The 19471-nt window shown below is 66.7% G+C and carries 16 protein-coding genes; all 16 read right to left on the minus strand.

Features of this window, described 5'->3' with window-relative positions:
* Window positions 1–8: 8 nt before the first annotated feature.
* Window positions 9–1256, minus strand: a complete 1248-nt coding sequence (locus tag Tharo_RS17105) for a sigma-54-dependent transcriptional regulator (RefSeq protein WP_107222238.1) — start codon at window positions 1254–1256, stop codon at window positions 9–11.
* 3 nt (window positions 1257–1259) lie between these two features.
* Window positions 1260–3380: a sensor histidine kinase gene (locus Tharo_RS17110; RefSeq protein ID WP_107222239.1), complete on the minus strand. Its 2121-nt coding sequence runs from the start codon at window positions 3378–3380 to the stop codon at window positions 1260–1262.
* Window positions 3377–3988 (minus strand): DUF4390 domain-containing protein, encoded by a 612-nt coding sequence (locus Tharo_RS17115; RefSeq protein WP_107222240.1) that lies wholly within the window; start codon window positions 3986–3988, stop codon window positions 3377–3379. Before Tharo_RS17115 ends, Tharo_RS17110 begins: the two co-directional genes overlap by 4 nt.
* Window positions 3939–5171: a 16S rRNA (cytosine(967)-C(5))-methyltransferase RsmB gene (gene rsmB / locus Tharo_RS17120; protein WP_245881073.1), complete on the minus strand. Its 1233-nt coding sequence runs from the start codon at window positions 5169–5171 to the stop codon at window positions 3939–3941. Before rsmB ends, Tharo_RS17115 begins: the two co-directional genes overlap by 50 nt.
* Before the next feature lie 160 nt (window positions 5172–5331).
* Window positions 5332–6216 carry a polyamine aminopropyltransferase gene (speE, locus tag Tharo_RS17125; protein WP_107222242.1) on the minus strand — a complete coding sequence of 295 codons (885 nt, stop codon included), beginning with the start codon at window positions 6214–6216 and terminating at the stop codon, window positions 5332–5334.
* A 3-nt stretch (window positions 6217–6219) separates the two neighbouring features.
* Window positions 6220–6606 carry an S-adenosylmethionine decarboxylase family protein gene (locus Tharo_RS17780; RefSeq protein ID WP_107222243.1) on the minus strand — a complete coding sequence of 129 codons (387 nt, stop codon included), beginning with the start codon at window positions 6604–6606 and terminating at the stop codon, window positions 6220–6222.
* 109 nt (window positions 6607–6715) lie between these two features.
* Window positions 6716–7486 (minus strand): sulfite exporter TauE/SafE family protein, encoded by a 771-nt coding sequence (locus Tharo_RS17135; protein ID WP_107222244.1) that lies wholly within the window; start codon window positions 7484–7486, stop codon window positions 6716–6718.
* A gap of 392 nt (window positions 7487–7878) precedes the next feature.
* Complete coding sequence (locus Tharo_RS17140) at window positions 7879–11097, minus strand: type I restriction endonuclease subunit R (RefSeq protein WP_107222245.1); 3219 nt, start codon at window positions 11095–11097, stop codon at window positions 7879–7881.
* A gap of 3 nt (window positions 11098–11100) precedes the next feature.
* Window positions 11101–12084 (minus strand): virulence RhuM family protein/type II toxin-antitoxin system death-on-curing family toxin, encoded by a 984-nt coding sequence (locus Tharo_RS17145; protein WP_107222246.1) that lies wholly within the window; start codon window positions 12082–12084, stop codon window positions 11101–11103.
* A complete protein-coding gene (locus Tharo_RS17785) occupies window positions 12081–13454 on the minus strand; it encodes a restriction endonuclease subunit S (protein ID WP_211309632.1) in 1374 nt (457 codons plus the stop codon). Before Tharo_RS17785 ends, Tharo_RS17145 begins: the two co-directional genes overlap by 4 nt.
* Window positions 13444–15366: a class I SAM-dependent DNA methyltransferase gene (locus Tharo_RS17155; protein ID WP_245880957.1), complete on the minus strand. Its 1923-nt coding sequence runs from the start codon at window positions 15364–15366 to the stop codon at window positions 13444–13446. The genes Tharo_RS17785 and Tharo_RS17155 overlap by 11 nt, the downstream gene beginning before the upstream one ends.
* A 255-nt stretch (window positions 15367–15621) precedes the next feature.
* Window positions 15622–16977 (minus strand): tRNA uridine-5-carboxymethylaminomethyl(34) synthesis GTPase MnmE, encoded by a 1356-nt coding sequence (mnmE, locus tag Tharo_RS17160; RefSeq protein ID WP_107222247.1) that lies wholly within the window; start codon window positions 16975–16977, stop codon window positions 15622–15624.
* Window positions 16949–18595 (minus strand): membrane protein insertase YidC, encoded by a 1647-nt coding sequence (gene yidC, locus Tharo_RS17165; protein ID WP_107222248.1) that lies wholly within the window; start codon window positions 18593–18595, stop codon window positions 16949–16951. Before yidC ends, mnmE begins: the two co-directional genes overlap by 29 nt.
* A 20-nt stretch (window positions 18596–18615) precedes the next feature.
* Complete coding sequence (gene yidD, locus Tharo_RS17170) at window positions 18616–18825, minus strand: membrane protein insertion efficiency factor YidD (protein ID WP_075149499.1); 210 nt, start codon at window positions 18823–18825, stop codon at window positions 18616–18618.
* Complete coding sequence (gene rnpA / locus Tharo_RS17175; RefSeq protein WP_342749570.1) at window positions 18822–19247, minus strand: ribonuclease P protein component; 426 nt, start codon at window positions 19245–19247, stop codon at window positions 18822–18824. The genes yidD and rnpA overlap by 4 nt, the downstream gene beginning before the upstream one ends.
* Window positions 19186–19320 carry a 50S ribosomal protein L34 gene (gene rpmH, locus Tharo_RS17180; protein WP_002926183.1) on the minus strand — a complete coding sequence of 45 codons (135 nt, stop codon included), beginning with the start codon at window positions 19318–19320 and terminating at the stop codon, window positions 19186–19188. The genes rnpA and rpmH overlap by 62 nt, the downstream gene beginning before the upstream one ends.
* Window positions 19321–19471 lie beyond the last annotated feature (151 nt).

A 19471-nucleotide genomic window follows, 5' to 3' on the forward strand; every position in this document is an offset into this window, starting at 1 on the left:
CGTCCGCGCTAGACGTCCTCGTGGCGGCGGCCCGGCTGCAGGCCGAGCTGCTTGAGCTTGCGATAGAGGTGGGTGCGTTCGAGCCCGGTCTTTTCCGCAAGCCGGGTCATGTTGCCGGCTTCGAGGCGCAGATGGTGCTCGAAGTACATGCGCTCGAAGGCCTCGCGTGCCTCGCGCAGGGGCTGGTCGAGAGACACGCCGCAGGCGCCGGCGCCGGCCTCCGCCGGCAGCAGGCGACGCACCTCGGCCGCGCCGATCTCCTCTTCCAGCGTGCCCAGGGCGAGGGACTTCACCGCCGCCCGCAGTTCGGCGTAGCCGCCCGGCCACGGCAGGTTGCGCAGCTGGTTGAGGGCCGCGGTGGACAGGCGCCGCAGCGGCACTTCATGGGCCTCGACGAGGTGGAGCAGGATCTGGCTGGCGAGTTCGGGAAGGTCGTCGCGCACTTCGGCGATCGACGGCAGCGCCATGCTGACTTCGAACAACCTGGCGAGCAGGCCGGCGTCCCAGCCCTCGGCGGCGAGCGCTTTCTGGCTGCGCTCGGTGGCCACGACCAGGCGCAGGTCGTAGCGCTCCAGGCGCTCGAGGGCGAAGGCCAGGTTCTTCTGCTGCGGCCGCGACAGGCGGGCGAGTTCGGGGACGAACAGCACCCCGCCCTGGGTCGCCTGCAGCTGGGCGATGTCGAGCGGCGCGGTGACCGTGCCCAGGTCGAGCCAGGGCGCGCTGCCGGACAGCACGCTGCGCGCCACCAGCTCGGCGAGCGAGCCGCTGCCGGTGCGCAGCAGCAGCAGGCGCGAACTGCCGGCGATCTGCTCGACCCGGCGCTTGAGCTCGCGCAGCGGCAGCGAGCGGGTGAACGCGTCCAGGGTCAGGGCCGGCGGTGTACCCTGGGTCTGCGGCCGCTGCAGCCCGCGCTTGACCGCAGCGAGCAACTTTTGCAGCGCGATCGGCTTTTCCAGGTAGTCGATCGCACCGATCCGGGTGGCCTCGACTGCGGTATCGATGGTGCCGTGGCCGGACATCACCACCACCGGCATGTTGAGCTGGCCGTTGGCCGCCCATTCCTTCAGCAGGGTAATGCCATCGGTATCGGGCATCCAGATGTCGAGGAGCACCATGTCGGGGCGTGCGGCGTTGCGCACCCCACGTGCCGCGGTGGCATTCTCGGCGAGGAGAACGTCGTGCCCTTCGTCGCGCAGGATCTCGGAGAGCAGCTCGCGAATCCCGATTTCATCGTCAACGATCAGTATCTTTGCCATTTTTCAGTGTGCACCATTGGATTCGGCCAGACGCAGCCGAATACGGATTTCCGCACCGCTGCCCTCGCGGTTGGCGATGCGGACGTCTCCACCATGTTCGTCGATGATTTTCTTCACCATCGCCAGACCCAGCCCGGTGCCGCGCGACTTGGTAGTGAAGTAGGGTTCGAAGGCATGGGCCAGCACCTCGGCCGGAAAACCCGGGCCGTTGTCGCGGAACAGCAGCACGGCGCGCGCGCTTTCGCCGCGTGTCGCCAGGCACAACTCGCCGTCCTCGCTGCCGGCGAGTGCATCCTGCGCATTTTGCAGCATATTGTGGATCACCTGCCGGATCTGCGTCGGGTCGCCCAGCACCGGTGCCAGGGCGGAGTCGAGTTCGAGCCGGATGCGCAGCGCCGAACTTTCGTACAGATTCAGGACTTCGCGGATCAGGGCGTTGAGATCGAGCGCCTCGAGCCGGGGCGCGGGCAGGCGCGCATAGTCGCGGAAGGCATTGACGAGATTCTTCATCGCCTCGACCTGGTTGACGATCGTGGTCGTGGCGCGGGCGAGCATTTCGCGCCCGCTATCGTCGAGGCGGTCGGAGAGTTTCAGCGCCAGGCGCTCGGCCGAAAGCTGGATCGGCGTCAGCGGGTTCTTGATCTCGTGCGCCAGGCGGCGGGCGACCTCGCCCCACGCCGCAGTGCGCTGCGCCGCCACCAGGCGGGAGATGTCGTCGAACACCACCACCAGGCCGCCGCCGGTGGCCGCCGGCAGGCGCGAGCCGTGGATCAGCAGGGTCAGCGGCGAGCTGTCCTTGACCGGCAGCTCGATCTCGGCCTGCCAGTCGCCCTCGTGGGTGCCGAAGCCTTCGAGCAGGGCATCGCGGAACGGGGTCAGGCGCGGCCATTCTTCGAGGGTGAGGTCCTCGAAGCCGGCCAGGTCGTCGTCGAGGATCTGCAGCGCACCATGGTTGGCTGCGCGCAGGCCGCCATCGGCGGAAAACGCGAGCACCCCGGTCGACAGGTTGGCGAGCACGCTCTCGAGATAGGCCCGTGCCGATTCCACCGCGGTACGGTTGCGCTCGGCGGCCGCGCGGGCATCCTCGAGCTGACGGGTCATGCGGTTGAAGGACTGGGTCAGCACGCCGAGCTCGTCGTGCGCAGGCAGGGCCTGGCGCGGGCTGAAGTCGCCCTGCGCCACCGCCTGCGTGCCTTCGGCGAGGATCAGCAGCGGTGCCGCCAGGCGGCGGGCAATGAGGAAGGCCGCGGCCACCGCGGTAAGCAGCGCCAGCAGCAGGGTCAAGCTCAGGGTCAGCGTATAGATGCGCTGCAGTCCGCTCCGCCCGAGGGTGAGCTGCTGGTAGTCGCGGTACGCTTCCTGCACCGCTTCGGCGTGGCGGCCGAAAGTCTCCGGCACCGCCTGGGTCAGTTGCAGCAGCCGGGTTTCGCCGGCCAGGGTGCGCTGCGGAATCGGCACGATCACGCGGATCACCAGGCGGCCATCGGGCAGGCTGTCCACGGCGTGGAAGGAGCGGCTCTGGCGGGCCTGGCGCAGCTGCGCCGGGTTGGGCAGGTCGGGAATCAGGCCCTGGCCGCTCTCGGCGGCGGTGGCCAGCACCTGACCCGCCACCGTGAGCACCGTGGCGCTGCCGACACCGGCCTGCTCGCGCAGGCGGTTGAGCAGCGCCGGCGCGACCGGATCGCTGCGCTCGAGTTCGAGGACGAGGTCGTCGCCCTTGTCCCTGAGCTGGCTGGCGAGAAAATCGAGCGCATTCTGGCCGAGCGCGATCCCCCCTTCCAGCGCCGAATCGACGCGCACGTCGAACCAGGACTCGATGCTGCGCGCCACGAACTGCAGCGACACCGCATAGACGACGACCCCCGGCACCACACCCATCAGTGCGAACATCAGCACCAGCCGATACTTGAGCCGAGAGCCGAACTGGCGGGCGCGGTATTCCCGCCACAGCTGGCGCAGCTGGACGCCGACCAGACCGGCGAGCACCACCGCGACCATGCCGTTGAGGGCGAGCAGGAAAGGATAGCTGCGGGCGAACAGCTCGGTGTTGGCGCTGGCCGAAGTCAGCAGGAACAGCGAGATCCCGGCCAGGGCGGCGGCAACGACGAGAAGGATCCGCTTCATTGCAAGCCCGGCGTCCCTGGCTGGAAGATCCAGCGCCGCCAGTCGGTGCCGAGATTCCAGTCGCGGCTGCCGAGCGCGGTGACCTGGAAAGGCTTGGGCAGCTTGCTGGTATCGAGGCGGAAGCGCAGCGCGACGTCGTACACCACTCCCGCTTCCAGCGCAGCGCTCTCGGCGATATGCCAGTTGCGTACACGCTGCATCGTCAGGACGGCGGCCTCGAGCGTATCCAGGCTCTGGTGCAGGCTGCCGATCGACAGGCGGTAGCTGCGCGTGATCGCATGGTAGGAGAGGCGGTAGTCGAGGCTGCGCTCCACTTCGACGCGGTCGAACCAGTACCAGCGCGGGCGCTCGATCACCAGCTCGGTGGTGAAGAACAGCGCCACGCCGCGGTTCACGGCGTCGGCCAGGCGCGGATTGAGGGTGAAGTCGATATCGGCGTTGAGGACGTAGCCGCCGTCACCGGGGACGACTTCGGCGCTGCGGATGATGCCCTCGTCGGCATGGGCCACGGGCGCGAGCACGGCGGCGAGAATGAATGCGGCGGTGCGCAGCAGGCGCTCAAGGCGCCTTGCGCAGGCGAGCGAAATAGAAGCCGTCATGTTCGGCATTGGGCAGCAGCTGCAGCTCGGTACGACCATCGATGGGGAGTCGCTCGGCGTCCGCATGGCGGGCGCAGAAACGGGCGATCTGCCCGGCATTTTCTTGATCGAACACCGAGCAGGTGACGTAGAGCATTGTGCCACCCGGCGCCAGCACGCGCCAAAGCGCATCGAGGATTTCCGCCTGCTGTGCGGCGAAACGGGCGATGTCGGTGTCACGGCGCAGCCACTTGATGTCGGGATGGCGCCTGACCACCCCGGAGGCGGAGCAGGGCACGTCGGCGAGGATGCGCTCGAACGGGCGCCCGTCCCACCAGGACTCGAGCCGCCGGCAGTCGGCCACCCGGACCGTGGCCGCAAGGCCGAGGCGGGCGAGATTGCGCTCGATGCGCCCGGCGCGCAGCGGATCGAGCTCGAGGGCGAGAAGATCGACATCGGCCCCTTCGAGCACATGGGCGGTTTTCCCGCCGGGAGCGGCGCAGGCGTCGAGCACGCGCATTCCGGCCTCGGCCTGCAACAGTCGCGCCGCCCACTGCGCACCGGCATCCTGCACCGATAGCCGGCCTTCGGCATACCCCGGCAGGCGGGCCACCGCGCGTGGCTGGGCGAGGAGCAAGGCGCCGTTTTCGAGCACGCGGGCGGACGCCCCCGCGGCTTCGAGCTCGGCCAGGGCATCCGCCACCGTCGAGCGGCGCGGATTCACCCGCAGCGCCATCGGCGGGCGCTGGCGGCCGGCCTCGAGCACCGCCTGCCAGTCCTGCGGATGCGCCGCCCGCAATCGCGCCTGCCACCACGGCGGGCAGGCGTGGCGAGCCCCCGGATCGGCCTCGATCCATTCCTGCCACTGCCCTTGCCGGCGCAGGGCGTTGCGCAGGACGCCATTGACCATGCCCTTGAGCCCGGGCATCGACGCCACCGCGGCTTCCACCGCCTGATCGACGACGGTGTGCGCCTGCTCCGGCTTCTGCCACAGGCGCTGCAGCGCCACCAGCAGCAGGGCCCGGATTTCGACCGGCGGCGGGGTGTGCACCAGCTGGGCGAGGACCGCATCGCCCCGCCCGTATTCACGCAGCGTCGTCCACGCGAGATCGCGAACCGCACCGCGGACCGCATCCGGCCAGCCCGGATGGCTGGCGAGCAGGCGCTCGAAGGCATCGGTGAGGTTGCCGCCGTCGATGACCGCCGCCACCATCCCGGCGGCCTGCTGCAAGGCATAGGCCAGGCTGTCTTCACGCAGGCGCACTGCGGGAGGGCGCCGGCGTGTTTCGGGAGCTGCGGCGGGCCGCGTCGCTGCCCGCCGGGCAGGCCTTGAAGGAGTGGTCACGATCGAAGGAAAAAAACGGATGCGACGCTCAGGCGAGCAAATCGCGGAGATGGTTCGGAAGCGCGAACTGAGCGCAGTGGACGGCGCCATTGTAGTGCTGCAGCAGGGAAATGGCGCGCTCGCCGAGCCTGCGGTCGATTTCGGCGGCATCGATCGCCACCGGATCGAGCTCATCCGCGGCCGTGGCCATGCCCCACAGACTGCCGTACAGCGGAATGTGGAGGAAATACGGCCGCACGCAGGCGAATACCCGCCGCAGGCGCTGGACCAGCGCCTGCACCCGCTCGGGCTGGAAAACCGGCGTGCCGATGTGCAGGACGAGTGCCCCGCCCGGCGTCAGCAAAGCCCGGCAGGCGGCAAAAAAAACTTCAGAGTAGAGGGCTTCGGCCGGGCCGACCGGGTCGGTGAGGTCGAGCACGACGAGGTCGTAACGCGCACCGGCGGCGGGCGCTTCGTCATGGACATAGCGCATGCCGTCGCCGATGCGGAGCTCGACGCGGGGATCGTCGAAAGCACCGCGGTGCACCGCCTGGAAGTAGCGCCGCGCGATATCGACCACTTTGGCATCGAGCTCGGCGATCACCACTTTCTCGACCGAGGGGTACTTGAGCAACTCCTCCGCCGAACCGCCGTCGCCGCCACCGATGATCAACGCCCGGCGCAGGCCCGCATGCGCCATGCCCGGCACGTGGATCAGGTTTTCGTGGTAATGGAACTCGTCCCGCTCGGACGTCATGAAGCAACCGTCGAGGCGGAACAGCCGCCCGAAGCGGGCCGTCTCCCACACTTCGTAATCCTGCCATGCGGAACGGCCGGCCTCGAGCAGGCGATCGCCGCGGACGAAATAGCCGGCATCCTCGGCGAGGAATTCGGCCAGCAGTCCATCGGGAAAGCCGGGGAGGGGATCGCTCATGATTCAGACCTCGGCGGGCAAGCGGCCGCGCACCACTTCATGGCTGACGATGTCCTGCGGGCGCAGGGCATCGATGACGCACCGGAACAACTGGCGGGCACGACCACTGTTGTCGCGGGAGAAGTTGCAGACATAGACATCGAGCGTCACGTCGCCGCTCTCCGGCCAGGTGTGGATCGCCAGGTGGGATTCGGCGAGCACCACGGTGCCGGTGACGCCGGCCGCCTCCCCGCGCTCATCCACGAACTGGTAGAAATACGCCCCGAGCGGACTCAAGCCCGCACTGCGGCATTCCTCGATACACAGGGTCTCGAGCGCGGCGCGCTCGACCAGCAGCCCGCTCACCGGTTCACAGCGATACAGATCGGCAATCAGATGAAGTCCGTTCATTTCCTCGGCATGGTTACATGAAGACATAAACGGCTATTTTATCATGCTCCGCTAATACAATATTTCTCCAAAGATTTTCCTGCCTGTTTCACGTGGAACAAGGAGTCGATCAACGCAGGAAAGTGTCGTAGGCGAGGCGCACGATCAGCACCAGCACGACGCCGAGGAACATCTTGCGCACGAAGCCCGTTCCATGCCGCAGCGCCATCCGGGAGCCAAGAACCGCCCCGCTCAGGTTGCACACGGCCATCACGGCGGCAAGCGCCCACAGCAGCTCGACATTGCCGACAAAGTAGGCAATCGCGGCAACATTCGTCGCCACATTGAGGATTTTGGCCGATACCGAGGCACGCAGGAAATCCATCCCGAGCAGGCGGATGAAGAGGAAAATCAGGAAGCTGCCCGTACCCGGACCGAAGAATCCGTCATAAAACCCGATCCCCAGCCCGATCGCGAGCGCCAGCAGCACCGAGCGCACGCCATGCTCCGGCTCGGTCGACACCGCACCCAGGTCCTTGCGGACAAAAGTGTAGATTGCCACCAGCACGAGCAACAGCAGAATCAGCGGCCGGAGGATCGCCGGATCGAGGTAGGCCACGGCTTTCGCCCCGTACCATGAGCCGATCAGCGCCGCGAACGCTCCCGGCACCGCCACCCGCCATGGAATGCGGACGCGGCGACCGTACTGGATCGCGGCACTGGCGGTGCCGACAATGCTCGCCAGCTTGTTGGTGCCGAACAGCGTCGCCGGCATTGCCGCCGGGAAAGCGGCAAACAGCGCCGGGAGCTGGATCAGGCCGCCACCGCCGACGACCGCGTCAACAAAACCGGCAAACAGCGCGGCCAGCCCCAGAACGACGAAAAGATATTCGGTTTCCATTTTTCCTGATTTTCGGAGGTGAATTACGAGCGCGGCATAGTCCGTCTGCCAGCGATGACCGGGCCTGCCGCAAGCCGGGCACGACTGCCGGCACGGCCACGGCAGCGCTATTGTTTCACGTGAAACAGGAAAATGGCTTCGGTGCAAAAAGGGTTCTAGAGGCGGAGGAAGTCGGCACTCCGGCACTCGCCATGAAAGCGGCGGCGCCGTCGATACTGGCCAGCTTGCCGAGGTCGGCAAGCACGAACATCAGGGCACAGATGGCGTGGACCTCCGCAGAGACTCGCGGAACCGGCCACGGAAAGCCTCCTTTTCCGAAGCTTGGTCGATTCGGGCGTTCGCCCCTCAACCTTCACGTCATCCTCACCGACACCTCCCCACGCCGGCCGATGTCAGCGCTCCACCGACCACCCCGACGACAGCGCCTCGGCCTGCTGCAACACCGTTTGCACGGCCGCGTCCTGCAGGTCGGGCGGGTAGCCGTACTTGCGCAGGATGCGCTTCACCAGCACCCGCATCCGCGCACGGGCCGAATCGCGGTGCGCCCAGTCCACCGTCACGTTCTCGCGCAGGCTCATCAAGAGTTCGTGGGCGATCAGGCGCAGCTTGTCGTCGCCCAGCATCTGCACCGCGCTTTCGTTCTCGGCCAGGGCGTCGTAGAAGGCGATTTCCTCGTCGGACAATCCGGACTCTTCGCCGCGCTCACGGGCCGCGCGGATGTCCTTGGCGAGCGCGATCAGCTCCTGCAGCACCTCGGCGGTGGTGATGGCGTTGGCGTGGTAACGCGCCACGGCGTCTTCCAGGCGCTCCGAGAAGGCGCGGGTCTCGACCACGTTGGCCTTGCTGCGCGAGCGGATGCCGTCATTGAGCAGCTTGCGCAGGGCTTCCAGCGCCAGATTCTTCTTCTCCATCTGCTGCACTTCGGCGAGGAACTCGTCGGAAAGGATGGAGATGTCCGGGCTCTTGATGCCGGCGGCGGCGAGGATGTCCACGATCTCGGTCGATACCACCGCGCGGCTGACGATCTGCTGGATCGCCAGCTCACGCTCCTGCCGGGCCGCGCCGGAGGCGGTCGCGCTCTTGACCAGGGCGGCGCGAATGGCCTGGAAGAAGCCGACTTCCTCACGGATCCGGCGGGCCTCATCGGAGGCCGAGGCCAGCGCGAACGCCTTGGACAGCGCCAGCACCGCGTCCTGGTAGCGGCGATGGGCGTTCTTCTTGCCTTCCGGGGTCTTCTCGGCTGCGGCCAGCTTCTGCTGCAGGGCGAGTATCCACTCGATGGCGCCGGCCATCATCGCCAGGCGTTGCTGCGGCGTGCCGCCCAGCGCCGAAAGATAGTCGAAGCCGTGGTACATGTCGCGCACCACCTCGTACTTCTCCACCATCACCGCGACCGCCTGGGCCTCGTCGACGCCGGTGTTCTCCTGGTCCTTCCTGGAGTACTGCTGCAAAGCCGATTTCAGGCTTTGCGCGATGCCGATGTAGTCCACGATCAGCCCGGCCGGCTTGTCGCGGAACACCCGGTTCACCCGCGCAATCGCCTGCATCAGGCCATGCCCCTGCATCGGCTTGTCCACGTACATGGTGTGCATGCAGGGCGCATCAAAGCCGGTGAGCCACATGTCGCGCACGATCACCAGCTTGAGCGGGTCCTGCGGGTCGCGCGCGCGCCTGGCGAGCAGATCGCGCCGCGCCTGGTTGCCGATATGCGGCTGCCACCCGGCCGGGTCGGAAGCGGTGCCGGTCATCACGATCTTGATGCTGCCGGCCTGGTCATCGTCACTGTGCCAGTGCGGGCGCAGCCTGATGATCTCATCAAAGAGCTTCACGCAGATGCGCCGGCTCATGCACACCACCATCGCCTTGCCATCCAGCGCCGCCACGCGGTCCTCGAAGTGGGCGACCATGTCCTGCGCCACCAGCGCCAGGCGTTTGTCGCTGCCCACCAGGGCCTCCACCGTGGCCCATTTCTGCTTGAAGCGCTCCTGCTCGGCCTCGGAGTCGTCTTCGGTCAGCGCGTCGACCTCGGCGTCGATCTTCGGCTTCTCGTCCTCGTCCAGCTCGATGCGCGCCAGCCGCGACTCGTAGTAGATCGGCACCGTGGCGCCGTCCTCCACCGCGCGGCTGATGTCGTACACGTCGATGTAGTGGCCGAACACCGCCGGGGTGTTCACGTCGTCCGCCTCGATCGGCGTGCCGGTAAAGCCGATGAAGGAGGCGTTGGGCAGCGCATCGCGCAGGTACTTGGCGAAGCCGTAGGAGATCTCGCCGGTCTTCGCATCCACCTTGGCCTTGAAGCCGTACTGGCTGCGGTGCGCTTCATCCGCGATCACCACCACGTTGCGCCGCGTGGTGAGCGGCTCGCCAAGCTCGCCGAACTTCTGCAGGGTGCTGAAGATCACCCCGCCGGAGGCCCGGTTCAGCAGCTTCTGCAAGTCCTCGCGGCTCTCGGCCTGCACCGGCGTCTGGCGGATCAGGTCGCGGCACATCGAGAAGGTGGCGAAGAGCTGGTCGTCCAGGTCGTTGCGGTCGGTGAGCACCACCAGGGTCGGATTGGCCATCGCCGGGTGGCGGACCAGTTGCCCGGCGTAGAAGGCCATCAACAGGCTCTTGCCGGAGCCCTGGGTGTGCCAGATCACCCCAGCGCGCCGGTCGCCCCTGGCTTGTGTCGCCACGGAAGGCAGTCCGTAGTCCGCCGGGTCTTCGGCCACCCCCTGCACCGGCGCCGAAGCGCGCAGGGTGGACGCCACCGCATGCCGCACCGCGTGGAACTGGTGATAGCCGGCGATGATCTTGGCCAGCCCCGAGCCGCCGCTTTTGTCCAAAGTGTTGCCGAACACGGTGAAATCCCGCAGCAGGGACAACAGCCGGCCCTGCTCGAACACGCCCGCTATCAGCGTGGACAGTTCCGGCGCACCCTTCGGCGCCACCGCGCTGCCGTCGGTGGTGCGCCAGGGCATGAAGCGCTCCAGATCGGCCGAGAGCGACCCCACCCGCGCCGCGATGCCGTCGGACGTCACCAGCAGCGCATTGCTGTGGAACAGCGCCGGAATCTGCTGCTTGTAGGTCTGCAACTGATTGAAGGCGCCCACCAGCGTGGCGTTGTCGCTGCCCGGCGCCTTCAGCTCGATCACGGCCAGCGGCAGGCCGTTCACGAACACCACCACATCCGGGCGCCGCTTGTTCTGCCCGTTGATCACCACGAACTGGCTCACCGCCAGCCAGTCGTTGCGCTCAGGGTGATCGAAGTCGATCAGCGCCACTTTGCCGGCGGTGAGCGTGCCACGCTGTTCGCCCTCGGTCGCGTAGTACTCGACGTCCACGCCCTCGGTGATCAGCTTGTGCAGGCGGCGGTTTTCTTCCAGCAGCGCCGGCAGTTCGGACTGCATCACCTTGCGCACGGCGTCCTGCCGCGCCTCGACGGGCAGGCCGGGGTTCAGGCGCGCCACCGCGTCTTCAAAGCACTTCCTGAGCACCACCTCGTCGTGGCTCTCGCGCTCCGGGCGGTGCCCGTCGGGGCCGATGTCCTCTTCCCGCTCGATGCGGTAGCCCAGCGCGCTCAACTGTTCCAGCAGCGCCTGCTCCACCGCGGCCTCCGACAGAAACGCCATCGCCTACGCCTCCTTCGTGCTGCCCGGCAGGGCGAGCATGTTCTCGATCAGGCGGATCATCACGTCCTTGTTCTTGGCGTCGGACTCCGCCACCAGCAGCGCCAGCGCCGCCAGGCCCACGTCGTTGATCACCGCTTCGCCATTGCGGACCAGGCGCCCGTTGCGCGCCAGGAAATCCACGAACAGAAAGGCCGCGCTGCGCTTGTTGCCGTCCGCGAACGGATGGTTCTTGATGACGAAGTACAGCAGGTGCGCGGCCTTGGTCTCGACGGTGGGATAGGCCGGCTCGCCGAACACGCTCTGATCGAGATTGCCGAGCAGCGCGGCAAAGGCATCGCCGCGCTCGCGCCCGAAGAGCGCGGACGCATCGCCGCGCGCCATCAGGTCGGCCTTCAGCCGCGCAATGGCGGCCTGCGCCTCGTCCAAGGTCGGCAGCACCCCGCCCGGGCTGCCCGCCGGGGCGGTCAGCAGCCCTTCGTCGTAGCGCTGCAGCCACAGGAAGGTGTGGGTGTACCGCGCGATCACATCCACCAGCCCGCGACCCTGCTCGGCGGTCAACGCCTCGCCCGCGGCGGCCTTTCGCACCAGTTGCAGCGCCGCTTCCAGTTCGGCGGCGTTCTTCTCGAAGCGTTCGCGGTCCAGGCTGTAGCCTTGAGTCAGATGCTCGCGCAGCACGCGGTTTGCCCACTGGCGGAAGCGGGTGCCCTGGATGGACTTGACCCGGTAGCCGACCGAGATGATCACGTCGAGGTGGTAGAACTTCACCGGTTTGTCCGAGCCGGCAATGTGCAAATTTTGCACAGTGCTTTTCTCGTCCAGCTCGCCTTCGGCAAACACATTGCGGATGTGCTTGGTGATCACCGAGCGTTCGCGCCCGAACAGCAACCCCACCTGCTCCTGCGTGAGCCAGACCGACTCCCGATCCAGTCGCACCTCGACGCGGGCCTCAGCCCCTTCGTAGATGACGATTTCGGATGTTGGCTTCACAGGCCGCGCTCCTTGAGGAAGGCTTCCGCATCCGGCACGCGCAACTCGCCCGAGATGAGCTTGGGCAACAGGGTGTCGTGGAGTTTGGCGAGGGAGCGGGACTGTTGCGCGTTGCGGATCGTCTGGTCGAAGATCGGAGCAATAACAGCGTCAAGCCTTTCCATGCACTCGGGCGGTGCAACCGCAATCCGAGCATCGGTGAGATGTTTGCGCTGGATGTGCCCCATCGTGGTGGCCTTGGCAGCGGCAACAGCCCGAAAATCCGGCAGATGATACCTAGTGGCAAAGAAGTAGAACCACTTCGGCACCAGGTCAGACGTGACCTTGAACAGGTGTTGATTCAGTGCCCCCCGGCCACCATTCCACACCTCGACTTCGAGCGACCCGGACCACGAGAACAGCACGTCGCCATCGACCACGACATATTCCGGTTTGATCCGCGTGCTCGCTCTGTCTGCGCCAGCCACGCTTCCGGCACGCAACTGCGCGATCTTGATGACAGGCAGAAACTCGGTTTCGCTTTCGGACGGGAATTTCTGCAATGCAAGGCCATTGAGGTAGTTCGCGATCGAATCCAGCGACCGCATCTCCCACCCCTCCGGAACCTCCCCCGACTCCGACTCGACGAGCCGGTCGGGAAAGAGGTCGTAGAGGTGCGCGGGCAGGCCGGGCAGCGATTGACCGCGCTGCCAGCGGCCCTCCAGCTTGGCGCGCACCGGCTCGAAGTCCACGAACCACGCCTTGAACAAGGCACGGGCCATCGCCTCCAGCGTTTCGTTCGCGCGCCGGTTGAGCTCGATCTTGTCGTCCAGCGTACCGAGGATGTGGGCGATGGCGCGTTGTTCGTGGAGCGGGGGGACCGCGACGGGCAAGGCGCGAATCGTGGGAAGATTAAGTCGCTCTGCGACACTCCCGTCACGGTGACCATGAATGTGGGTAGCCATGACGGGTGAGTTCAGCCAGTGGCGCAGAAATCGAAAATCTATCTTGCTTGCCTGCGGACGGATCAGCACCATCCGCTGCCCAAGACATACGCGCACTTGTTCGGGAACTTCGGCCGCAATACCAAAGTAGGTACCTTCCCTGCTGTACAGAAGATCCCCGTGCCGAGGTAATGCCCTGACCGTTCGTTCTCTGTAGGTCTCCTCGGAAACGTGAGCAGCTTGCTCTGTACGGAACACACCCGAAATGATGTCTTGCGTGCGGACAACCAATGGGCCTGCGTTGACCAGTTTTGGGGTCGAGTGAGGGCAATCGAATACGCCTTCGCAGAGATCGTCGAGCCGCCCCCACGACCACCCGATCGGCAAACGCTCTAGCCCATTTGGAACATGCAGTGGCTTGGCATAGGCTCCAAGGTCAACCGCCATAGCCAAGCTCCCTCAGGTTGGCCTCGATCGCCGCATCCAGCCGGGCCGCTTCCGCCCGCTGCGCCCGCCACTGCGCGGCCAGCCGTGCCATCTTCTCCTCTAAGGGTTCGCCGTCTTCCTCCTGCTCTGCCGCGCCCACGTAGCGCCCCGGTGTCAGCACATGGCCGTGCTTGCGGATTTCCTCCAGCGTGGCGGATTTGCAGAAGCCGGCCACGTCCGCGTACTCGCCTGCGCCGGCTTCCCCGCGCCAGGCGTGGTAGGTGCCGGCGATCTTCTGCACTTCCTCGTCGGTCAGTTCGCGCCGGGTGCGATCCACCAGCACGCCCAGCTTGCGGGCGTCGATGAACAGCACCTGGCCGCGGCGGTCGCGCAGGCCACCCGGTTTTCCATGCTCCGGGTTCTTGTTGCGGGCGAGGAACCACAGGCAGGCGGGGATCTGGGTGGAGTAGAAGAGCTGGCCGGGTAGCGCCACCATGCAGTCCACCACGTCGGCTTCGACCATGGCGCGGCGGATCTCGCCTTCGCCGGACTGGTTGGAGCTCATCGAGCCGTTGGCCAGCACCACGCCGGCGGTGCCGTTGGGGGCGAGGTGGTGATGGATGTGCTGCAGCCAGGCGTAGTTGGCGTTGCCCGCGGGCGGCGCGCCGAACTTCCAGCGCAGGTCTTCGCGCAGGCGGTCGCCGCCCCAGTCGGAGATGTTGAAGGGCGGGTTGGCGAGGATGAAGTCGGCCTTGAGGTCGCGCAGTTCGTCCTTGTGGAAGCTGCCCTCGTTGTTCCAGCGGATGTCGGAGTCGATGCCGCGCACCGCAAGGTTCATCTTGGCCAGCCGCCAGGTGGTGTAGTTGGATTCCTGCCCGTAGATGGCGATGTCGCCGATGCGCCCGCCGTGCTCCTGCACGAACTTTTCCGACTGCACGAACATGCCGCCCGAACCGCAGCAGGGGTCGTACACCCGGCCGGCGACGCCGCGCGCGGGGTCGGGCAGCGGTTCGAGCATTTCGACCAGCACGCGCACCACCGAGCGGGGGGTGTAGAACTCGCCGCCGCGCTTGCCTTCGGCGCCGGCGAACTGGCCGAGGAAGTACTCATACACCCGGCCGAGGATGTCTTTGGAGCGGTCGCCGGCCTCGCCCAGCGCAATGCCGGAGATGAGGTCGACCAGCTCGCCGAGCATCACCTTGTTGAGCGCGGGGCGGGCGTAGTCCTTGGGCAGCACGCCCTTGAGCGATTCGTTGTCCTTCTCGATGGCGCGCATGGCCTCGTCGATCAGGGTGCCGATGGTGGGCTGTTTGGCGCTGGCCTGCAGGTGCGACCAGCGCGCCTCCTTCGGCACCCAGAAGACGTTGTCGGCGAGGTATTCGTCCTTGTCTTCGGCAGCCTGCGGGTCTTCGGCGAGCAGCGCGGTGTGCTTGGCCTCGAAGGCGTCGGAGATGTACTTGAGGAAGATGAGCCCGAGCGCGACGTGCTTGTAGTCGCTGGGCTCCATGTTGCCGCGCAGCTTGTCGGCGGCCTTGAAGAGTTCGGCCTCGAAGCCGAGGCTGCCGCCGTTGGCGTTTCTGCCGGTGTTGCTGGTCTTGCTGGTCTTGCTGGTCTTGCGTTGTGCCATCGTGGTCTTGTCTTGGGGCTGAACGGTTCGCGCCGCGCGCACCGGGTCGCCGGCCGGGGGCGGCGCGTTTGCGTCCGTGGCCTGCGCGCGGCGTACCGACCCGCCGCGCCCCTGCCCTTTCAGCAGCACGCCCTCGGCCACCAGGGCGCCGTGGGCCTGCCAGTAGTCATCCTCCCCGATCGACAGCCCCTCGGACTGCAGCAGGGCTTCGATCTCGCGGCGCAGCGCGGTGTTGCCGATGGTGGAACCGTCGGCGGGCACGATGGAGCGCATCGCGCGCTTGACGCGATCTTGCAGGCTGGACACGGAAAGGACTCCCTGGACTTCTTTTTCGGACGCCGCCGGTGGCGGTTGGGGAGCCGATTATGGCTTGCGGGTGCTGCACCTGTCATTCCGGGGCAGCCTTCCGGCGATCAGCCCCAACCCCACCCGGACGCTCGTCGGGCTGAAGCCTGCTGCAGCCGTTGCGCCTCCCCGGGTGCGCGCACAAGTCCGGGAAGAACACCCGCAGAAGTCTCCAGCGATCGTCCGGGAACGTCCCGGACAATGCCGGAAGCCTCGCTACTTGCCGATGCAGAAGCGCGAGAAGATGACCCCGAGCAGGTCGTCGGCGGTGAACTCCCCGGTGATCTCACCCAGGCTTTCCTGCGCCAGGCGCAGCTCTTCGGCAAACAGTTCGAGCGCCGCGCACTGCTCCCCGGCAGCGACGACGTGCGTCAGCGCCTCACGCAAGGCCCGAAGGTGGCGTTCGCGCGCCAGGATTACGTCTTCACCGTGCGCATGCCAGCCGGCGATGCGCAGCAGCTCTTCGCGCAGCAGCTCGATTCCCGCGCCGGTCTTGGCCGACAGCCGCAGACGCACGCTCCCCGCTTGATCCTCGCGGACGGCCTCGCCGCCGGCGAGATCGATCTTGTTCACCACGGTGAGGCGCATCGCTCCGGCGGGCAGGCGGGCGTCGATCGTGTCGCCGCCCTCCCCGCCGCTGCCGCCGGCCTCGACCAGGCGCAGGATCACATCGGCACGCTCGATCTCGCGCCAGGTGCGCTCGATGCCGATGCGCTCGACGGTGTCGGCGGTGTCGCGCAGGCCGGCGGTGTCGATGATGTGCAGCGGAATGCCTTCGATCTGGATCGTTTCGCGCAGCGCGTCGCGGGTGGTGCCGGCGATGTCGGTGACGATCGCACGCTCTTCGCCGGCGAGGCGGTTGAGCAGGCTGGACTTGCCGACGTTGGGCTCGCCCACCAGCACCACGTTGAGGCCGCTGCGCAGCAGGGCACCCTGGCGGGCACGGTCGAGCAGGCCTTCGAGGTCGCTGCGGATCCCGTCCAGGCGCGGCAGCGCGCGGGCGCGTTCGAGGAACTCGATTTCCTCTTCGGGAAAATCGAGAGTCGCTTCGACCAGCATCCGCAGGTCGATCAGGGCATCGGTGATGCGTCGTACTTCTTCGGAGAATTTCCCCGACAGCGAGCGCAGCGCGGAGCGCGCCGCGGCCGCAGTGGAAGCTTCGATCAGGTCGGCAACGCCTTCGGCCTGGGCGAGGTCGAGCTTGCCGTTGAGAAAAGCGCGGCGGGTGAACTCGCCGGGCTCGGCCAGGCGCGCACCCAGCTCGAGGCAGCGCTCGAGCAGCAGCTGCATGACCACCGGGCCGCCATGGCCCTGGAGCTCGAGCACGTCCTCGCCAGTGAACGACGCCGGCGTCGGAAAATACAGCAGGATGCCTTCGTCGATCGCCTGCCCCGCCGCATCCGCGAAACGGGCGAAATGGGCGCGGCGAGGCTGCGGCTCACGCCCGCACAAGGCCTGTGCGAACGCGCTCAGGGCGGCGCCGGAAACGCGGACGACACCGATGCCGCCGCGCCCCGGTGCGGTCGCGACCGCGGCGATGGTGTCAGGCGGTCTTGCTGCCGGGCTTTGCACTCTCGATCATCCGCGTGATCTGCCACTGCTGGGCAATCGACAGGATGTTGTTCACCACCCAGTACAGCACCAGGCCGGACGGGAACCACAGGAACATGAAGGTGAACACGATCGGCATCGCCATCATGACCTTGGCCTGGATCGGGTCGGGCGGGGTCGGGTTGAGCTTCATCTGCACCAGCATCGACACACCCATGATCACCGGCAGGATGAAGTACGGGTCCTTCGCCGACAGATCCTGGATCCAGCCCAGCCACGGCGCCTGGCGCATCTCGACGCTGCCGAGCAGCACCCAGTAGAGGGCGATGAACACCGGAATCTGCACCAGAATCGGCAGGCAGCCGCCGAGCGGGTTGATCTTCTCGGTGCGGTAGAGATTCATCATCTCCTGCTGCATCTTCGCCTTGTCGTTGCCGTACAGCTCCTTCATGCGCTGCAGGCGCGGGCCGAGCACGCGCATCTTGGCCATCGACTTGTAGCTCGCGGCCGACAGCGGGAAGAACACCGCCTTTAGCATCACGGTCACAAGGATGATCGCCCAACCCCAGTTTCCGGTCAGCTTGTACAGCCAGGCCAGCACCCAGAACAGCGGCGCGGCGATCACCGTGAGCCAGCCGTAATCGACCACCAGATCGAGCCCGGGGGCGATGGCCTCGAGCTTGTCCTGCTCCTGCGGGCCCGCGTACAGGCGGGATTCCACCTTCGCCGCGGCACCCGGTGCGATCTGGCTGACCGGAATGATCGCGCCCGCCGAGTAGAGGCCATTGCCGACCGAACGCGCGAAGTACTCGCGCTCGCCCTGCTCCGGCAGCCAGGCACTGACGAAGTAGTGCTGCACCATCGCCACCCAGCCGTCGCTGGCGGTCTTGACGAACTTGGCGTCGCCGTCGTCGATGTCCCCGAACTGGACCTTCTGGAACTTGCCAGCCTCGGTGTAGAACGCCGGGCCGATGAAGGTCTGCACGCCGCCGAAGCCCTCGGGCTTCTCCGCCGGATTGGAGTCTCGCGTGAGCTGGAAATAGGCATGCGCGCTGAGCGCCTCGCTGCCGCCATTGCTGATCTCGTACGCGACGTCGATCAGATAGCTGCCACGTGCAAACGTCATTACCTTGGTGACGCGCACGCCGTTCTGCTCCGGCGCTTCGAGGCGCAGGACGACACGGTCCTCGCCGGCCTTCAGCACGAAGTTGCCCTCGGGCAGCGTGAACACCGTCTTGTGGGTCGGCAGGCCCCCGCCGATGAGGCCGCTCTGCGCCAGATAGGTGTGGGCAGAACCGTTATCGAAGAGCAGGAAGGGCTTGCTGTGATCCTCCTTCTGCTTATGCCCCTTGAATTCCAGCCGAACGACGTCGCCGCCCTGCGCGGAGACCTCTGCACGCAGCAGGTCGGTTTCGACGGTGACCGTCGCCGCGGCCGAAGGCGCAGGATCGCTCGGGACCACGACCTGGCCCGGAGCGAGGCTGGCCGAGGGCGTCGGCACCGCGCCGTTGGCGGCGGCGGTCGTGCCGGCGCTCTGCTGCGCCACGGGCGCGGGCTGGTTCTGCTTGATCCAGCCATCCCACAGCATGACCAGGGCAAAGGAGAAAACCAGGAAGAGGATGAGGCGGCGTTGATCCATCGGATTCGTTCTGTCTCAGGTCAGGGAACGGGATCATACCCGCCCGGATTGAAAGGGTGGCAGCGCCCCACCCGCCTGGCCGCCATCCAGCCGCCGCGCAAAGCGCCATGGCGCTGGATCGCTTCGATGGCGTACTCGGAGCAGGTCGGGTAAAAACGGCAATTGCGCCCCAGCAGGGGACTGATCGCGTAGCGGTAGGCGCGCAGCGGCGCGATCATCAGGCTCTTCATTGCCGGGGCAGCCTTTGCAGCAACTGCAGCAGGTCGAGGTTGAGTTCGGCGCGCGTGGCTTTCGCCACCGGCGCATGCAGCCGGACGACGAGGTCCACCGCCGGCAGGAATTCGCGATGGCGGCGGAAGATCTCGCGCGCGATCCGCTTGACCAGGTTGCGCACGTTCGCCCGCTTCGCCAGCTTCTTCGCCACGACGACGCCGAGACGGGCGCTGTCGAGGCCGTTCGGGCGGTAATGCGCCATGTAGAAGCGCCCGCGCAAAGCCCGCCGAAAAGCAAAAACGGATGAGTACTCATCCGTTTTGTGCAATCTGTGAGCGCTGCGGAACCCCTGATCAGCGCCCGAGGGCAGGCTCACCTCAGACAGCGAGGCGATGACGGCCCTTGGCACGGCGTGCGCGGATGACCGCACGGCCGCCACGGGTCTTCATGCGGACCAGGAAGCCGTGAGTGCGCTTGCGACGGACGACGGAAGGCTGATAAGTGCGTTTCATGATCGGACTGCCAGTGTTGGGTCAAACCGAGGAGTTAAATGCATAATGTCATGTTTGTCAAGAACAATTTTTGGACCAGCCTGTGGATAAGTCTGCGCTCCGAAGGTTAGAATGTCGCTTTTCCATGCCTTGCCGCAAGCGCGAGCCACAG

This window comes from Thauera aromatica K172 (assembly GCF_003030465.1).
GTDB classification, from domain to species: Bacteria; Pseudomonadota; Gammaproteobacteria; order Burkholderiales; family Rhodocyclaceae; genus Thauera; species Thauera aromatica.